We start from the raw sequence: 16615 nt of genomic DNA, 5'->3' as shown, positions 1-16615 counted from the left end.
TAAAAATCCTTTAAAATTCAATTATTTCTGAGCTTTTTCAAACTTTCTATTTGTAGTAAAATATTTATTTAACATATTTTGTAGTATTTATATTGCAATATTATAAATAATTCTTTTATATTCGTAAATCATAATTGTAGGATTTTTACCATATTTAAATGAATTATTAACCAACCAATGTAAATGATTATGAGAAAAATTAGTAAGTATTCCGTCTGTTTTTTTGTTGCACTTTTTTTATTGTCGTGTAGCAATGATGAATTAGAAACAAATCAAGAAACAGTAAAAGATGTTAAGTACAAATTAGAATTAGCAAAATTTTCAAATCCCAATATTGCCCAAAATGTTGAAGCCGATTTTGAAAATGCCAACGAAATTGAAAAAGATAATTTTAAAATTTCTGAATTTTCAGCCAAAGAAAAAGTTGTAAATTATTTTGAGTCTGATCTTCTGCAAAATCAATTGAAATATCATGGTGTTACAATTGAAAATGATGGCAAAGCACATTCGTATTTTTTAGAAGTTTATACGTTTAAAAAAAGCGCCACTTATCCGGAGAGTATCACAAAGTTAAAAGACTTTTAAGGAGGATTGAATGTGTATTCGTTTGAAGGGGAAAATTTGGGTTCAATTGGAGTTATAAACGGTAACGCGAAAAACATTTCTGGAAAGAATGAGTTGGATATTTTGACAGAAGCAATAAATTTGTTTTATGTTCCATCGGATATTACAAGCAAAATACCTTTGTGCGACGCAACATATACACAAACTGTATGGCTAACTCAAGACGTTTGGCGAATAATTAGTAACGGTCCGAAGATTTTAGAGGTTATTTATGTCGGCGAAAAGGTTACAAAAAGTACTAATATCTTGCCTTATCCTTGTGATGGTTCAGGAGATGTAGAAGCTATAAAGTTACAGCGAATGGCACATTATTCGCATTATAGCGAAAATGGACAATATATTGGGGAGAGTTCCATTCCAGAATCTGCTTTAGCCGATTACTATATTCTTATAAATAAAAACAGATTATGTGGAACATACAATTTCAAAGCGGTAGGTAACGCCTATGTTGCAAACATATCAGGACTTGGGTTTTCAGCATCTAGTCCTAGTGGAGATAAAGTATTTACAAATTTACCAACAGTCTGTGTAACAATTCCCAATTATAATATGAAATTAGCACAATCTTCTGTCCAATTCAACACTGCTTGGGCAAATACGATGAATGAATTGATGACTTATTTAAATAATACTTCAGGAATTATAAATCCAACTCCATGGAAGCTTCGAGAACTAACATTGGAGTTTTTAACTGCCAATTTAAATTATTCAGTAGGTTTGAATTCAGGCGTTTCTATTATTACTGGAACATGTTCGGGTGTTCCTTCTTCAACAGCTATTTATTGTAAATAAAATCTTTTTCTTATGAATGACAAATTTTTAAACATTAGCATTGATGATCTTTCTGATAGCTTTTCAGAGATAAGTAATTGTATTAAGAAATATTATCCAATAGGGCTAACAAGAGAAGATGAAAATTATTTTTCGTATTCAGGAATAGTTGCATTGAATGAAATAATTAAGAAAAACGATGAAAAAGAATGGAATATTGGGCTTTTGGAAAAGTTAAAATTAGATTTTCATGAGATATCTGAGACAACCGCAGGATTAGTTCCTAATTTCTCTGGAGTTATAAGATTAAACAACACTTTTGAGAGTAGGACAGAATTACATTTTTATAAAAGCTTGATAGGGAATTATTTTACTATTGAAGTCTTAGAAAATATCCATCTTAAGGAAATTTCTCATCCTGTTTTTGGCAAACGAAAAACTTGGGCTATTGAGAATATAGTTGTTTCACCTGTTGGAGAATATGAAGAAGTTTTTCTGAAAGTATATCAATCAATTGTTGAAAAATATAAGGGAGTAAAATTTCTTCCTTATATTTTTGATTTATATAATATAAACAATTTAGATGTGCCTTACAAATCGAATAATGAGGTAGTAACTATCGCAGGAGCATTTTTTCAAAAATTTTCATCTTATGAAAAATCAATCACAATAATTGGAGATATTAATTATCAAATTGATAGATTAAAAAAGGATGGCGACAATGGAAAGCTAGCACAAACGTCCCACTAGTGAAAGAAAAATACGAATGCTTCACATGAGATGATGAGTACAAAATACTTAGATGTCATGTATCCATTTTTAAAAAGAAGTGGCGAAAAGTGAGTCCCAAATGCTTTCGGCATTGCGTAGCACTAATGAAGAATACTTTATGGAAAAGTATTAATTACTAAAAAAATAATTTTATGATAGAACAACTTCTAAAAAAAACCAACGATAAAAAGTTTTATAATGATTGCGATTTAAAACTTGAATCTTACAGGTTTCAAACTTCAGATCACACTTTAGAAATGATATTTTCAATTAATCAGAACAGCTATGACATTCCTATTGAATATGAAGAATGGAAAATTACTTGTTTAAAAACAGAAAAATTCGACGGATTCTTTTGGAGTTTAACTTTGCCTTATGTAAAGATGAAAATCTTGGAGCATCATCCATTATTGCTAATTTTTCATGAAAACATAATCGAATGTGAAATCCAAGGTAAACCTTTGAACGTAAATGAATTTATAGGTGAAATAAGTAATATTCTGGAAAAAGAGACTGGAAATTGGATTACTGTAAATGAATACTTATGGAATAATGAAGAATTCTACCAAAAATATTCAAAGCGAAAAATTGCGATACCTAAGTCTCTAGGTAACTCTATAATGCAAGTTTGTAAAAAGCATGATATGGATTTTCAAATAAAAAATGAAGTTATTGGTGAAAAGAAAGGTTATAAAGATAAATCAAATGTTAAAATTCTAATATTTGGTAATGAAGATGTTAGCCCAAACGATTTTAATCTTTGTCAGCCCTATATAATTGCAGAAGAATTTATCGCAGAAAGAATTAAATAATGCGAATAGATATAGTTGAATAGTAAATTTTCTAGAACTAGAGGAGATTTGAAAATATTCTTGCCCCTCGAAGAGTTCCAAAACTGAATTGAAAAAGATACGCAAATGTCTCTTTTAAGACTTTTGCGCATTTTTTTATATTAGAAATATATCAGCTTTTTAAACTACAGAACAAGCACTTTTATTCTCTTTCACCAAAGGTTTAAGTCCAAGATTTTGAAACATCTGCATGTCTTCAGAAAGTCCTGGGTTTGGTGTTACCAATAGCGTTTCGCGTTCTCCTGTAAAAATAGAATTGGCGCCAGCCATAAAACACCAAGCTTGTTCTTCTTCGGTCATTTCGATGCGTCCGGCACTTAAGCGTACAACAGCGGCAGGCATAATGATACGAGCAGTGGCGATCATTCGAACCATATCCCAAAGAGGCACTTTTGGGTTGTTTTCTAAAGGTGTTCCTTTTACTCTTGCCAAAGCATTTACAGGAACAGATTCTGGATGAACGGGCATAGTAGCCAAAGTTGCCAGCATAGAAACGCGATCTGCAGGAGTTTCTCCTAAACCGATTATTCCACCAGAACAAACTGTGATTCCTGCTTTTCTGACATTATTAATAGTATCAAGACGCTGATCAAACTTACGTGTACTGATGATTTCGTCATAATAACTTTCAGAAGTGTCCAAATTATGATTATAAGCATACAAACCCGCTTCTTGCAGACGTATAGCTTGTTCTTCGGTAAGCATTCCTAGCGTACAGCAAACTTCGAGTCCGAGATCGTTAACGCCTTTTACCATTTCAATAACACGATCAAAATCTTTGTTATCACGAACTTCACGCCAAGCGGCAGCCATACAAAAACGAGATGAACCACCATCTTTTGCTTTTTGTGCGTGCTCCAATACTTTTTCGGTTGGCAATAAAGCTTGAACTTTAATATCGGTATGGTAACGTGCAGCTTGTCCACAGTAAGAACAATCTTCAGGACAGCCGCCTGTTTTTACAGAAAGTAAAGTGCAAACCTGTATTTCTGAAGGTTTATGCCAATTGCGGTGTACAGTTGCAGCCTCGTAAACTAATTCTAATAAAGGTTTATCGTATATAGCTTGAATTTCTTCTCTGCTCCAGTCGTTTCTTATTTGTCCGTTCATTTTTTCTTTTGATGCTTTATGATTTTTAGCCAAAAGTATTGTTTTACTGTATCATCAAAATGTACCACTTTTTATATTTTGAGTAGTCCGGTTTGTAATAACAAGTTAAACGTATTTAGAATCGCGGTGCTTAATTCTTTACCAAAAAACTAAATATATCGTCGATATATTATTAAAAAAGGTCTAATAACAGCAGTACGAACCACGAGAATAAATTTTACAGATTAAGCTTTCTGTATTGCAAAGGACAAATCTGTTTTAGTTCTTTAAACTTTTGTTCCAAGTATACAAGGCTGGGCAAAAGTGTACGCCAACAGGTATGCCAATTATTGCCAGAGATAAAAAAATCGTAAATTTGACCTTAGCAACAGGACATGCCATGATGGGATTAAGTCTGGCACCGGCGACAGGAAAAATCGTGATAGAGATTATTTCTGGTAAACCTGCTTCTGTAGCTATTTACAGATTCCAAATATAAAATATGAGATACAATGCGATTCCGGTTTCTTTGTTTGTAGAAAACCGAAAAAGATTTACCGAAAAAATGAAGCCGAATAGTTTGACTATTTTAACTTCAAACGACGTAATGCCAAATAACGCAGATGATGTTATGGGCTTTTCACAAAACAATGATTTGTTTTATCTGTCTGGAATTGATCAAGACGAAACCATTCTAGTACTTTATCCAGATGCTTTTAAAGAAGAAAACAAAGCCATACTTTTTGTAAAAGAAGCAAATGAACATACGCTGATTTGGGATGGTAATTTTTTAACCAAAGAACAAGCTACGGCAATTTCTGGAATACAGAATATCAAATGGATTCATGAGTTTGAAAAGACTCTACAGCTTTTTGCTTTTGAGGCCGATACTTTTTATTTAGGGCATAACGAGCATATCAAAAGGGTCACTGCTGAAATGGAAACCAGACAAGACAGAATGATTAAATGGTGCAAGGAAAAATATCCATTGCATCAATACGAGCGTGTGGCAAAAATAACTCGCGAATTACGTCCAGTTAAATCAGACGAAGAAATCGATTTAATCAAAAAAGCAACAGCACTTAGCGTTGAAGGTTTTCATAGAGTTTTAGGTGCGATCCGCCCCAATATAAAAGAATACGAATTGGAAGCCGAATTGCTGTACGCTACCATTAAAAATGGCGGAACAAGACAAGCATTCAAATCAATTATAGCATCTGGCGCAAATGCGTGCTCACTTCATTATAATTCCAATGATGAGGTATGTAAAGAAAACCACATGGTACTACTTGATTTTGGAAGCTGTTATGCCAACTATAATTCAGATACAACAAGATGCATTCCGGTTAACGGAACTTTTAGCGCGAGACAAAAAGAGATTTACGAATCGGTTTTACATTGCTTGAAAGAAGGTTCAAAATTATTGAAACCTGGAGTTTTATCGAAAGACTACGAACTTCAAATGGCAAAATTAATTGAAACAGAATTGGTTAAATTAGGTTTGATTACAGAAGACGAAATAAAAAATCAAGATCCAGAAAAACCTGCGTACAAGAAATATTTTATGCATGGAACGGCACATCATTTAGGTTTGGATGTTCACGATGTTGGATTGTATTCTAGAGCTTTTGAAAAAGGAATGGTGCTGACTTGCGAACCAGGAATTTACATTAGAGAAGAAGGAATAGGCTGTCGTTTAGAAAATGATTATCTGATAACAGAAAACGGAAACATTAATTTGAGTGAAGCCATGCCGATTGAAATTGCAGAAATTGAAAATTTAATTAAAAATAAAAAGTAAGATGAAAAAGTGTTTGTTGTTTTTTCTGTTTGTATGTACATCTGTTTTTGCACAGCAGGATATTGATATTAACGATCTAAATTGGCTACCAAATTCTCATTCGTTTTGGGTAAACAAAGATAATAGCGTGGTGGTTTATGATGTTGATAAATTAGATAAGCAAATCACAATTTTGTCTAAATCGCAATTGGCTGCGGCAGGATTTACGGGAGAGATCGAGAAGTTGGTTTGGAATGACTCAAAAACAAAAGTTTTGGTCTATACCAATTCAAAAAAAGTATGGAGAGAAAATACCAAAGGCGATTATTGGTTTTTTGATTTGACTACAGGAAAAGGAAAACAATTAGGTAAAAACCTTGATGCATCTTCCTTAATGTTTGCTAAATTTTCGAGCGATAATGAAAATGTTGCCTATGTTTCCAAACATAATATTTATGTGGAAAATCTAAATACAGGGAAAATAACTCCTTTAACAACAGACGGTACAGATAAAACTATCAACGGAACTTTTGATTGGGTTTATGAAGAAGAATTGGCTGCGCGTGACGGATTCAGATGGAGCCCAGACGGAAAAAGTATTGCTTTTTGGAGAGTAGATGCTACTTCTACCAAATTTCATTTCATGATCAATAATACCGATTCGCTTTATCCAGTTATTGTTCCAGTTGAATATCCAAAGGCAGGAGAAAAACCGTCTTCGGTAAAAATCGGAATTGTAAATATTGATTCGTTGCAAACCAATTGGTTAAACATTCCAGGAGAACCTGATAATAATTATTTAGTTCGTATGAAATGGCTTAGCAACGAGTCTGTTATGGTGATTCAGTTAAACCGAAATCAGAACCAAGTTACCATGTATGATTGCAATGCAAAATCGGGATCTGCTAGAGTTATTTACAAAGAAGAATCGAATTCGTGGATTGATGTTTTTGATATTTCTGCGGGCGAATATGATACTTTTCCTTGCCAGTTTGTAGATAACGGAAAATCCTTTTTATGGAGTTCTGATGCCGACGGTTGGATGCATATTTATAAAATAAGCCTTGACGGAAAATCAAAAGAATTGATAACCAAAACTAACTTTGACGCTTATTTTAAAGCTTACAATGAAAAGACAAAAACAATATATTTTATTGCAAGTCCAACAGATGCTACGCAGCGTTATTTGTATGAAACAAATTTAAGTTCAAAGAAAACAAAAAGAGTAACTCCAGATGTTTTTGAAGGTACAAATGCTTACGTTTTTTCGACAGATGCATCATATGCTAAACACACAAACTCAAACATTAAGAGAGACTTCAACACAAGATTAGTGGCGCTTTCAGGGCATAAAAAAATATTGCCGAAAGAAGCAGATGTTTTTGCTAATCCGAAACTTAATTATTCGTTAGAAAAATTTAAAGTAAAAACTAGCGACGGTATTGATATTGATGGAATTATGGCAAAACCATTAGATTTTGATCCTTCAAAAAAATATCCTGTGTTCTTTTATGTATATGGAGAGCCGATGGCTTCAGTAGCAAACGATGAGCCTTATTTTAATTATTTTATTGCGAAATTAATTCCAAAAGGATACATCGGAATTGCGATGGATAATAGAGGAACTCCTGCAATGAAAGGAACAGAATGGAGAAAATCTATTTATAAAAATATTGGAATTATCAATACTCGCGATCAGGCAATGGCTGCTAAAGAAGTTTTAAAATGGAATTTTATTGATTCTAATCGTGTAGCCATTCACGGCTGGAGTGGCGGTGGTGCTGTAACTTTAAATTTAATGTTTCAATATCCAGATATATACAAAACCGGAATCGCGATTGCAGCGGTAACAGACCAGCATTTTTATGATAACATCTATACAGAACGTTACATGGGATTGCCAGAAGGAAATGAAGCCACTTACAGTAAAGCTTCGCCGGTTACTCATGCAAAAAATCTAAAAGGAAATTTATTGTATATTCATGGAACAGGCGATGATAATGTGCATTACAAAAATGCTGAGGTTTTAATAAATGAATTGGTTAAGTATGATAAAATGTTCGATTTAATGATTTATCCAAATCGTTCTCATGATATTTCTGAAGGAGAAGGAACAGTGAAACATTTAACCGATACTTTTATTCGATACATAGAAAAAAATTGTCCGCCAGGAGCAAAATAGAAAATAATAGGCATATAAAAAAAGGAGAATTTCATTCATTTGAAATTCTCCTTTTTTATGCAGTAGAAAATATAGGAATTTGGAATCTTAAAATTTGATTTTTTTTTAGTTAAAGTATGATAATATTTTAAACCTATAATCCAAAAGGATTATCAATACTTTGCATTGGTTCAGTAAACCATTTCGGGCCATCCGCAGTCATATAAAAATGATCTTCATGACGAATACCAAATTGTCCAGGCACACAAATCATAGGTTCGTTACTCACTACCATTCCTTCTTTTAAAACGGTTTGATTGCCTCTAACCAAATAAGGATATTCATGAATGTCCAATCCTGTGCCGTGTCCAACGCGATGTGGCAAGCCTGGAATTTCATAATCACCGCTTAATCCCGCTTGCGCTAAAACTTTTCGCGCGGCATCATCAACTGAACCACATGTAGCTCCAATTTGCGCGGCATCAAAGGCTGCTTTTTGAGTTGCTTTTTCAAGGTTCCAGATTTTTCTGTGTTCTTCATTTGGAGTTCCGTAAACATAGGTTCTAGTAATGTCAGACAAATAACCTTCTAAACGGCATCCAGTATCAATCAACACAACATCATTGTCCACTAAATTCTGAGGAGCCGTAACACCATGCGGATATTGCGAATCTTCTCCAAATAGAACAATACAAAAATAAGAGCCAGATGCAATACCAGCTTTAATGTGCGCTTTGTGTATAAAATCGACAACGGTGCTTACTTCAATTCCGGGATATAAAATACTCGCTGCTGCTTTTTGAACCGTCATTGTAATGTTTTTTGCTTTTTGAATAATAGCAATTTCATTAGCCGATTTATGCATTCTGCAACCTGCCGTTATAGGTTGTGCATTTACAAAACTAAAGTTCGAATTTGCTTTTGAAACTCCATCAATAAGAAAAAAAGAAGCCGATTCGTCTAGCGAAATAATACCATCAATGATGTTTTTACTTTTCAGGATATTTCCAAATAACTCATATGGACTTTCGTGTTCTTCCCAGAAATTTAAGTTTCCTTCAACTTTCATAAAAGTCTTGAAAGTGCCTTCTTCAAATTTCGGAACAATATATTCAATACTTTCGTCTTCAAAAATGATTGCGCCAACCATACGTTCAGAAGCATTCCATTTTGTTCCTGTAAAATAATACAGATTAGTTCCAGCATTCACATATAATGCTTTACAATTATGCTCTTTCATTAAAACAGCTGCTTTTTTTACACGCTGTTGGTACTCCGATAAAGCGATTGGCACGACATCTAGTGTCATATTTTGTATTTTCCCTAATTCGATATCTATAGTTGATCCGCCAACTCCAATTGTCATTTTTTTTATTTTTTAGTTATTATTTAAATGGGTTAAACTCTGGAAGAGTTCATTTTTTTCAATAAAATTAAAAGTATTATTTTGATTTAGTCCTATGTTGATGCAAACTAGTTAAAATATTATATTTTCGAGGTAATATAGTATCAGTTTATACTTCGTACACTTACTTTTAAAAACTCAAAATAACAAGATTAAAATGAATCCAAAAACCTTTATTACTGCGTTTCTCTTTTTTTGTTTGAATTATTTTGCTGCAGCTACCTGAACTTTAAGAAACATCATCAAATTTGTAACAAAGGCTGACTGAATTATATCCTAAAGCTATTATAAAGCGGGCAAATAAGTTTAAGTTATTATTGCTTTTAGGGTTCTGATAATTTTTATCAAGTGAGTTTTTTTACTTGGAAGTAATTATTTTATTGGACTATTATTAATAAAGAAAAAAATAAAAGTCAGAAAAGAAATAATATTAACACTAGATGTGGCGTTTCAACATTAAATCAGGTATTTTAATCGAAAATTAACATTTAATGTTGTTGTTTTCAGATATTTATAATATCTTTAACTTATGATATGGGAATTGTATAAGATTTGTGTATAATTTTGCAACTGAAAATTAACAATTGACCCCAAGTCATAACTATTAACTTAACATTTGCCGGATATGAGAGTATTTTTATTGGCACTGCTATTTTCCTTAAGCTCGTTTACCTCATTAAGTATGTGGGACGAAGATGAAATTTTAAACGAAGTCGAATTTGCAAGGCTCAATGAGCATGTAAATGAGATTAAATCTTTTGCAGCGTCAAATCATAAGTATAGCAATAAAATTGCTTTTCTTGTTGATATGAAAATCAAATCAGGAAGAAATCGTTTCTTTGTTTACGATCTAGAAAACAATCAAATTTTGGATCAAGGTTTAGTAGCCCATGGAAAAGGTTCTGAAACTGGAATAAAAGGAGATATTTTACAATTTAGTAATTCTCCAGAATCTAACTGCACTTCGCTAGGAAGATACTCAGTAGAAAAACCATATAAAGGAATATTCGGAAAAGCTTTCAGACTTGCTGGATTAGACGAAACCAATAATAATGCCATGAAACGTGCTATTGTATTGCATTCTTACAAAGAAGTTCCATCTGATGAAAAAGAATACTATATCATCAATAGCCACGGTTGTCCAATGGTTAGTCAAGAATTCTTAACTAGACTTTCAAAATATATAGAAAGTACAAATTCTAAAATCTTATTGTCTGTTTATTACTAAATAAAAGACATTATAATATAAATAAAAAAGAGAGCGTTGGCTCTCTTTTTTTATGCCATTAATCTAAAATTTAATCAATTCTTCCCTTGTTCCAAAACTGGGACATTTCCTCTCAAACCCCATTATTAGCAATAAATTAGGATAAACTTAACTCGTTTAGTAAAGTAGATAGGAAATACAAGTCGTAAATTAGTAGAATAGTAATCAAAAGTTTATTTTATGAAAGCAGTACGTTTTTTTGGGCACAAAGATGTCCGCGTTGTTAATGATCTTGAAAAACCGGTTCCTAAAGGTGATGAAGTTTTATTAAAAATTGGCGGTGCTGGTGTTTGTCACTCAGACCTGCATATTATAGACGAGGGAACTGTTGTGGGAACAGTTTTTACTCTAGGACACGAAAATGCTGGATGGATCGAAGAAATTGGCGAAAATGTAGAAGGATATAAAAAAGGTGATGCCGTTTTAGTTTATGGTCCGTGGGGTTGTGGTCATTGCAAACCTTGTCAGCAATCAAAAGAAAATTATTGTGATCATCAATCTGAGCAAGCATATGGCGGCGGATTGGGATTAGACGGCGGAATGTCAGAATACATGCTGGTGCCTTCTTCTAGACTTTTAGTACCAATATTTGACTTAGATCCTGTTATTGCTGCTCCATTGACAGATGCGGCACTTACACCTTATTCTGCTATAAAACGTTCGCTTCCTAAATTAATGGCCGACGAATATGTTGTGGTAATCGGAGTTGGGGGACTAGGCCACGTTGCGTTACAGATATTAAGAGAAATAAGCGGAGCAGAAATTATTGCTTGCGATGTTACCGAAGATAAATTGGCTTTCGCAAAAGAATTAGGTGCAGCTTTTACAATTAATTCTAAAGATGCTGATGCCGCAGAGCAGATTCAGAAAATTACAGGAATCAAGAAAGCAAAAGTAGTACTTGATTTTGTTGGAGCAACTTCTACAATAGATTTAGGAACAAAAATAGTGAGTCTTGATGGAGATCTTACCATTGTGGGGCTTGGTGGAGGACATTATCAGTACAGTATGAACGGATTGCCATTTGGTGTGAGTATGACCAATCCGTACTGGGGATCAAGAACAGAACTGATGGAAGTTGTAGGTTTGGCAAGGCAAAAGAAAATTCATATAGAAATTGAAAAGCATAAACTAGACGATGCAAACGAGGTATACGAAAGAATGCGACAAGGAAAAATAAAAGGTAGAGCCGTTTTAATACCTTAAAATTCAAAGCAAAAAATCCGTTACATAGAGACGGATTTTTTTGTTTGTGATAATAATGTTTGCAGATTAAAAAATATCGATATATTTGCTCATCAAATCAAACAAATGAAAAACACAATTAACATTACTGCAATTATCGCGATTATCATTAGATAGTGGTGCAGGGATGTTATATAAATAAGTAAAAGATACAATTTAGAAAACCTCCCCGCAACGGGAGGTTTTTTTGTTTACAGCAATTATGAAAAATTCAATTCAGAATAGCATTATTATTTCAATTATCATTATTCGTATTCCATGACGAGTTAGGATTCTATTGTCTATTCATAAAGCCTTTCTCAGTCAAATGTGAAAGGCTTTTTTATTTCTCAGTAACCCATTCAAAAAAGAAGTACAAATAAAAATTTAAAATGAAAAACGAATTTACTCTAACGATCTACTCTGAAGATCAGATACGATTAATCACTAAATTATCTAGCCTATTTTTAAGAAAGCAAATAGCTATTTTGAGTCTTAATATCTCTATTTGCGAAATAGAGAATATGTACAGACATACCCTTGTAGTAAATGAAAGTTTAGATACAGTTATAAATTTAGCGGCACAGATAGAGAAGATTATAGAAGTTTTTAAATGTTATTATTCTTCAAATGATGAAATTGTTTCTAAGCAGATGGTATTGTTTAAAATGGCAACAGAAGTATTGATGACGAATGCGAATATGGAAAGTTTGCTTCGTGAAAACGATCTCAAAGTTTCTGAAATTGAAAGAGAGTATGTTATACTTCAAACTGTGGGAAGAGATGAAGAAATGAAGCAATTGACTGAAAAATTAAAAGGATTTGGATTAATTGAATTTGTAATGAGTTCTAGAATAGCCCTTTTGAAATCTAGTGAAGGTTTTTGTGTGGAAATTTAAAAAAAGCAACATAAACAAGTTGTTATTCTGCTATATTTCTTACTTTTAATAGTCTAAGTTACTAAAGCTAAAAAAGTATGATTTTAGGTGCTAAACGTTTATTTCATTTTTTACTGTTGGTTTCAGTATTAACTATAACTCCTTGTAAACTAAAAGCACAGCTTTTAGGCGGAGCAAAAACTACGGCTGAAGAACCTGTAAAAACTCCTGACGATTCTTTAGGAAGAAGAACTCCTCAAGGAACTGTCAACGGATTCATAAAAGCAATCGGCGATCAGAATTATCTGCGTGCGAGCCAGTATCTTGTGTTAAGTAAACGTTCTTATCGTAAAACAGCCGAAAGAGTACGAATAGCAAAAACTTTTCAGCAGCTGCTGGATCAGGGAGGTAATTTCTCGCCATCATCAATTCTAAGCAATAAAGAATTAGGACGTCTAGACGATAATTTGACAACGGGCATAGATTTGGTTGGAAATATTTCTACAGATAAAATAAATATACCGCTTTACTTAGAAAATCAGTCTGATGATAGCGAGCCTGCCTTATGGCTTTTTTCTGCAGAAACGGTAGAAGCAATTCAAGCAGCCAATTTAAGTGGTGAAAAATCTTTTTTAGATAGAGTTTTACCTAGATTCTTGAAAGATAGAAAATTAGGAAATGTTCCGATTGGTCATTGGGGAGTAGTAGTCGTGATGGCGGTAATTACTTATTTATTATCCAGACTGCTTATTTACATACTTATTTTTCTGATTCAGAAAGTATGGAAAAAGGCTGATACTGAAAAAGGAACTGCGATTATAGATGCCTTTACGCTTCCAGTTCAAATGTATCTTACGGTGATTTTATTCATTGCATCAACACAACGAATGGGAATTTCGATCATAGTCCGCCAGCGGTTTAGCATTATCATAATCACAATCGGGATTTTAGCTTTTCTAATCCTGCTTTGGAGAATGACCGACTTTGTGAGTATGTATACCAGAAGCAGAATGAACAGCAGTGGTAGAGCTTCTGCGGTATCTGCGGTATTGTTTTTAAGCCGTACCATGAAAGCTGCAATTGTGGTAATCGGAATTATTGCAATCTTAGGAATTATTGGAGTCGATGTTACAGCCGGACTTGCTGCACTGGGTATTGGGGGGATTGCATTGGCGCTAGGAGCACAAAAAACAATAGAAAATTTTGTGGGAAGCGTGAGTCTTATTGCCGATCAGCCATTGCGAGTTGGTGATTATTGCCGAGTTGATGATATAAAAGGAACTGTAGAAGCAATCGGAATGCGTTCTACTACACTTCGTACTGCAGCTCGTACTATTGTAACAATCCCAAATGGGCAGCTATCGGCTAGTAAAATCGAAAATTATGCACATCGCGACCGTTTTATATTTAATCCGATTTTTGGCTTTAGGATGGAAACTACTCCAGACCAGATGCGATATCTGCTGGTTGAATTAAGATCTTTGCTTTACGCACATCCAGCGGTTTTAAATACGCCGCCAATAGTTCGTTTTACCGGAATTACAGCCGATGCTTTAAAGGTTGAAATTACGGCTTATATTGAAGCTATAAATGTGGAGACATCACAAGAGGTTCAGGAAGATCTTTTATTGCGAATGATGGATATTATAGAAAAAAGCGGTACTTCTTTAGCTTATCCGTCACAAACATTATACATGGCGCGTGATACTCCTTTTTCTAAAGAAAAGGCAGAAGAAATCTCCGAAACCGTTAAAAAGTGGAAAGAAAATAACGAACTGCAATTGCCAAAGTTTGATCCAAAACGGGTCGAAGAATTAAAGGATAGCATTAAATATCCAGATAAAGGAAGTTTTGATCCTAATCGGGATAATACTATGTTTTAAAATAAAAAGGGCTGTCAAAATTGACAGCTTTTTTTTTCTAATATTGATATTGAAAAGACTATTCTTCTGCCTCTTTTCTGTCTTCAAAATATATTTAAATTAAAAAATAAATCGGTTTTTTCCTATAATACATTCTATGCCAAGGCATTGGGAATTTTCATACTTTTTCTTATTAGTATATTTATTTTGCAGGAAAAAACATATATTTGAATCCAACTATTTTACCAGCCTAATGCTTTATATTCCAGAATCTTCGTATGAAGATTATTTAACCTACAAGATTAAAAAAGGAGATACTCTACTTAGTGTCGCTCAAGATTTGGGCGTTGAACCTTATCTTCTCAGAAGTTATCATAACCGATATGTTCCATCTACAAAAGACCTAATCGAAGCAGATTTTCCTCATCATCTAGAATATCTTATTCTGGAACCTCAAAAGGTTGTATTTAGTAATGAAGAAAAAGAACAAAACCGAACAAAAATCAATACTTCAGGTTCCTTTAAACTTTCTCTTGACAATTCGCATATCAACAATTCATACTCCGTTCTTTACTCTATTGAAAAGGGACAAAATGTATATCATATAAAACAAGAATTCAATGTAAGATGGAGAGCTAGAAATGAAGATGGCTATTCTTTTTTTGAAGTAGACCGAATTGGACATCTTTATATAAATGACACACAAACATCAACAATGGCCGATGAAATTGCAGAAAAAGCTTCTGCGGCCTTATATCCACTATTGGTGGTCGTTGATCAATCTGGAAAATGGGTTTACATTAATAACTTTAATCAAATTGAAGAACGCTGGATCGAAGCCAAAAAACAGATCAGAAAATATTACAAAGGCGAGCTGGTCGAAAAATATATCTCTATTTATGACCGAAATTTAGAAGACAGCGATTCCTTGTATATTTCACTTTCAAAAGACTGGTTTCTTAATGCCTTTTTCAACGAAATTCATGTTGAATATCCTGCCTCTTTGAGCATTCAAAAAGAGCAAGAATTTCCATTCATGGCTAAAAGCGACAATCTTAATTTTAAGGTTGAGCAAAAAGTAGATGAATACTTAGACATAGATAATTTTTTAGTGATTGACATTAATGGACAATTAAATGACCAGCGTACTAATACTGATCTTGAAAAAGAATTAGGCCTGCCCGTAAAAGAATATTCCGAAGAAAAAGCTACAGGAAAATACAGAGCAAAATATTTTCTAAATCCACAAAAACATATGCCTGAAGTGATTTTTATAAGCTGTGATCTAGCATTAGAAACATCTCAAAAATTTTCGGTCACCATATCCAACAAAGACGATCAAAAAGAAATGAGCGCAGAACCCGAACCACAATTATTTGTTGAAGAAGTCGAACCTAAAAAGAAGTGGTGGCAATTTTAAAAATCAAACTATGAGCGAAAAACATTTTGTAGTACAAGGCGCCACTTGCAAATGCAAGTTTAGCGAAGATCCTTCTAAAACAGATAAAATTAAAGTCAAATCGCAAAATAAACATTTTGGAAATGATAAAGAAGGTTCAGAAAAGCTTTTGGCTACCTCGAAAGAAATTGGTCAGACTTTAGAAAAAAATACCTTTGGCAAATGCAAAAAACAACCTGTAGGAAACAGTTTTATGGTCTGCCAAGCCACAATCACCAAATGGAGTGGTTTTTATGAAAAAGTGACCCTTAGCAATGAAGGCAAAATATTATTGGAAGACAGTAAAGCAACATGCCCGATGGGAGCGCCGGATTGTATCGAAATTACAGATCACGGACAAACCGCAGAACCCAGCGAACAGAATTTTAAAAATACAGATCCTATGGTACACAATCTTATAAACCCGATGGTAGATGTGAGAGATATGTATACAAAGGAAGCGAAGCATGAGGGAATAAGCGATGCATAATTGA

The 16615-nt window shown here is 33.5% G+C and carries 15 protein-coding genes; 13 read left to right on the top strand and 2 right to left on the bottom strand.

Translation table 11 applies throughout. From position 1 onward, the window contains the following. The first annotated feature begins 189 nt into the window (after positions 1 to 189). The 4 genes from ACFO3N_RS20595 (at position 190) to ACFO3N_RS20580 (ending at position 2978) form a co-directional block, all read left to right on the top strand. Positions 190 to 585, top strand: coding sequence for a hypothetical protein (locus ACFO3N_RS20595; protein WP_379800792.1), 396 nt, complete (start codon positions 190 to 192; stop codon positions 583 to 585). A 36-nt stretch (positions 586 to 621) separates the two neighbouring features. Then, a complete protein-coding gene (locus tag ACFO3N_RS20590) occupies positions 622 to 1416 on the top strand; it encodes a hypothetical protein (protein ID WP_379800791.1) in 795 nt (264 codons plus the stop codon). A 12-nt stretch (positions 1417 to 1428) separates the two neighbouring features. Continuing rightward, on the top strand, positions 1429 to 2145 hold the full coding sequence (locus ACFO3N_RS20585) for a hypothetical protein (protein ID WP_379800790.1): 717 nt from the start codon (positions 1429 to 1431) through the stop codon (positions 2143 to 2145). A gap of 173 nt (positions 2146 to 2318) precedes the next feature. Next, positions 2319 to 2978, top strand: a complete 660-nt coding sequence (locus ACFO3N_RS20580; RefSeq protein WP_379800789.1) for a hypothetical protein — start codon at positions 2319 to 2321, stop codon at positions 2976 to 2978. 159 nt (positions 2979 to 3137) lie between these two features. On the opposite strand, the gene bioB is transcribed toward ACFO3N_RS20580, so the two are convergent. After that, on the bottom strand, positions 3138 to 4127 hold the full coding sequence (gene bioB / locus ACFO3N_RS20575; protein ID WP_320495004.1) for a biotin synthase BioB: 990 nt from the start codon (positions 4125 to 4127) through the stop codon (positions 3138 to 3140). Positions 4128 to 4401: 274 nt separating this feature from the next. Between bioB and ACFO3N_RS20570 the strand changes: the two genes are divergently transcribed. From ACFO3N_RS20570 to ACFO3N_RS20560, 3 genes are read left to right on the top strand one after another with little or no spacing between them, the layout of a single operon-like run. Continuing rightward, on the top strand, positions 4402 to 4605 hold the full coding sequence (locus ACFO3N_RS20570) for a hypothetical protein (RefSeq protein WP_379800788.1): 204 nt from the start codon (positions 4402 to 4404) through the stop codon (positions 4603 to 4605). A 3-nt stretch (positions 4606 to 4608) separates the two neighbouring features. Beyond that, positions 4609 to 5907: an aminopeptidase P N-terminal domain-containing protein gene (locus tag ACFO3N_RS20565; protein ID WP_379800787.1), complete on the top strand. Its 1299-nt coding sequence runs from the start codon at positions 4609 to 4611 to the stop codon at positions 5905 to 5907. 1 nt (position 5908) lies between these two features. Next, entirely contained in the window at positions 5909 to 8068 is a 2160-nt protein-coding gene (locus tag ACFO3N_RS20560; RefSeq protein WP_379800786.1) for a S9 family peptidase, read from the top strand. 133 nt (positions 8069 to 8201) lie between these two features. Here ACFO3N_RS20560 and ACFO3N_RS20555 read toward each other — a convergent pair whose 3' ends face one another. After that, positions 8202 to 9413, bottom strand: a complete 1212-nt coding sequence (locus tag ACFO3N_RS20555; protein WP_379800785.1) for a M24 family metallopeptidase — start codon at positions 9411 to 9413, stop codon at positions 8202 to 8204. A gap of 664 nt (positions 9414 to 10077) precedes the next feature. Between ACFO3N_RS20555 and ACFO3N_RS20550 the strand changes: the two genes are divergently transcribed. The 6 genes from ACFO3N_RS20550 to ACFO3N_RS20525 all read left to right on the top strand — a co-directional run bounded on the left by ACFO3N_RS20550 (position 10078) and on the right by ACFO3N_RS20525 (position 16611). Further along, complete coding sequence (locus tag ACFO3N_RS20550; RefSeq protein WP_379800784.1) at positions 10078 to 10680, top strand: murein L,D-transpeptidase catalytic domain-containing protein; 603 nt, start codon at positions 10078 to 10080, stop codon at positions 10678 to 10680. A 219-nt stretch (positions 10681 to 10899) separates the two neighbouring features. Continuing rightward, on the top strand, positions 10900 to 11925 hold the full coding sequence (locus ACFO3N_RS20545) for an NAD(P)-dependent alcohol dehydrogenase (RefSeq protein ID WP_095930100.1): 1026 nt from the start codon (positions 10900 to 10902) through the stop codon (positions 11923 to 11925). Positions 11926 to 12335: 410 nt separating this feature from the next. Continuing rightward, positions 12336 to 12842 (top strand): acetolactate synthase small subunit, encoded by a 507-nt coding sequence (locus ACFO3N_RS20540; protein ID WP_379800783.1) that lies wholly within the window; start codon positions 12336 to 12338, stop codon positions 12840 to 12842. Positions 12843 to 12919: 77 nt separating this feature from the next. Further along, a complete protein-coding gene (locus ACFO3N_RS20535) occupies positions 12920 to 14704 on the top strand; it encodes a mechanosensitive ion channel family protein (protein ID WP_379800782.1) in 1785 nt (594 codons plus the stop codon). Between the two features lie 232 nt (positions 14705 to 14936). Then, on the top strand, positions 14937 to 16103 hold the full coding sequence (locus ACFO3N_RS20530) for a hypothetical protein (RefSeq protein ID WP_379800781.1): 1167 nt from the start codon (positions 14937 to 14939) through the stop codon (positions 16101 to 16103). Between the two features lie 10 nt (positions 16104 to 16113). Then, positions 16114 to 16611 (top strand): DUF4280 domain-containing protein, encoded by a 498-nt coding sequence (locus ACFO3N_RS20525; RefSeq protein WP_379800780.1) that lies wholly within the window; start codon positions 16114 to 16116, stop codon positions 16609 to 16611. The last annotated feature ends 4 nt before the right edge of the window (positions 16612 to 16615 follow it).

It is taken from the genome of Flavobacterium chungangensis, assembly GCF_042654045.1.
In the GTDB taxonomy this organism is placed as follows: domain Bacteria; phylum Bacteroidota; class Bacteroidia; order Flavobacteriales; family Flavobacteriaceae; genus Flavobacterium; species Flavobacterium chungangensis.
Note: the sequence above shows the minus strand (reverse complement) of the source record. Positions and strands in the feature narration are given on the sequence as shown.

Bases quoted from the DNA above. Each gene is read 5' to 3' on its own strand.
- ACFO3N_RS20595 (WP_379800792.1), top strand. From the start codon at position 190: ATGAGAAAAATTAGTAAGTATTCCGTCTGTTTTTTTGTTGCACTTTTT.
- ACFO3N_RS20585 (WP_379800790.1), top strand. From the start codon at position 1,429: ATGAATGACAAATTTTTAAACATTAGCATTGATGATCTTTCTGATAGC.
- ACFO3N_RS20580 (WP_379800789.1), top strand. From the start codon at position 2,319: ATGATAGAACAACTTCTAAAAAAAACCAACGATAAAAAGTTTTATAAT.
- bioB (WP_320495004.1), bottom strand. From the start codon at position 4,127: ATGAACGGACAAATAAGAAACGACTGGAGCAGAGAAGAAATTCAAGCT.
- ACFO3N_RS20565 (WP_379800787.1), top strand. From the start codon at position 4,609: ATGAGATACAATGCGATTCCGGTTTCTTTGTTTGTAGAAAACCGAAAA.
- ACFO3N_RS20560 (WP_379800786.1), top strand. From the start codon at position 5,909: ATGAAAAAGTGTTTGTTGTTTTTTCTGTTTGTATGTACATCTGTTTTT.
- ACFO3N_RS20555 (WP_379800785.1), bottom strand. From the start codon at position 9,413: ATGACAATTGGAGTTGGCGGATCAACTATAGATATCGAATTAGGGAAA.
- ACFO3N_RS20550 (WP_379800784.1), top strand. From the start codon at position 10,078: ATGAGAGTATTTTTATTGGCACTGCTATTTTCCTTAAGCTCGTTTACC.
- ACFO3N_RS20545 (WP_095930100.1), top strand. From the start codon at position 10,900: ATGAAAGCAGTACGTTTTTTTGGGCACAAAGATGTCCGCGTTGTTAAT.
- ACFO3N_RS20540 (WP_379800783.1), top strand. From the start codon at position 12,336: ATGAAAAACGAATTTACTCTAACGATCTACTCTGAAGATCAGATACGA.
- ACFO3N_RS20535 (WP_379800782.1), top strand. From the start codon at position 12,920: ATGATTTTAGGTGCTAAACGTTTATTTCATTTTTTACTGTTGGTTTCA.
- ACFO3N_RS20530 (WP_379800781.1), top strand. From the start codon at position 14,937: ATGCTTTATATTCCAGAATCTTCGTATGAAGATTATTTAACCTACAAG.
- ACFO3N_RS20525 (WP_379800780.1), top strand. From the start codon at position 16,114: ATGAGCGAAAAACATTTTGTAGTACAAGGCGCCACTTGCAAATGCAAG.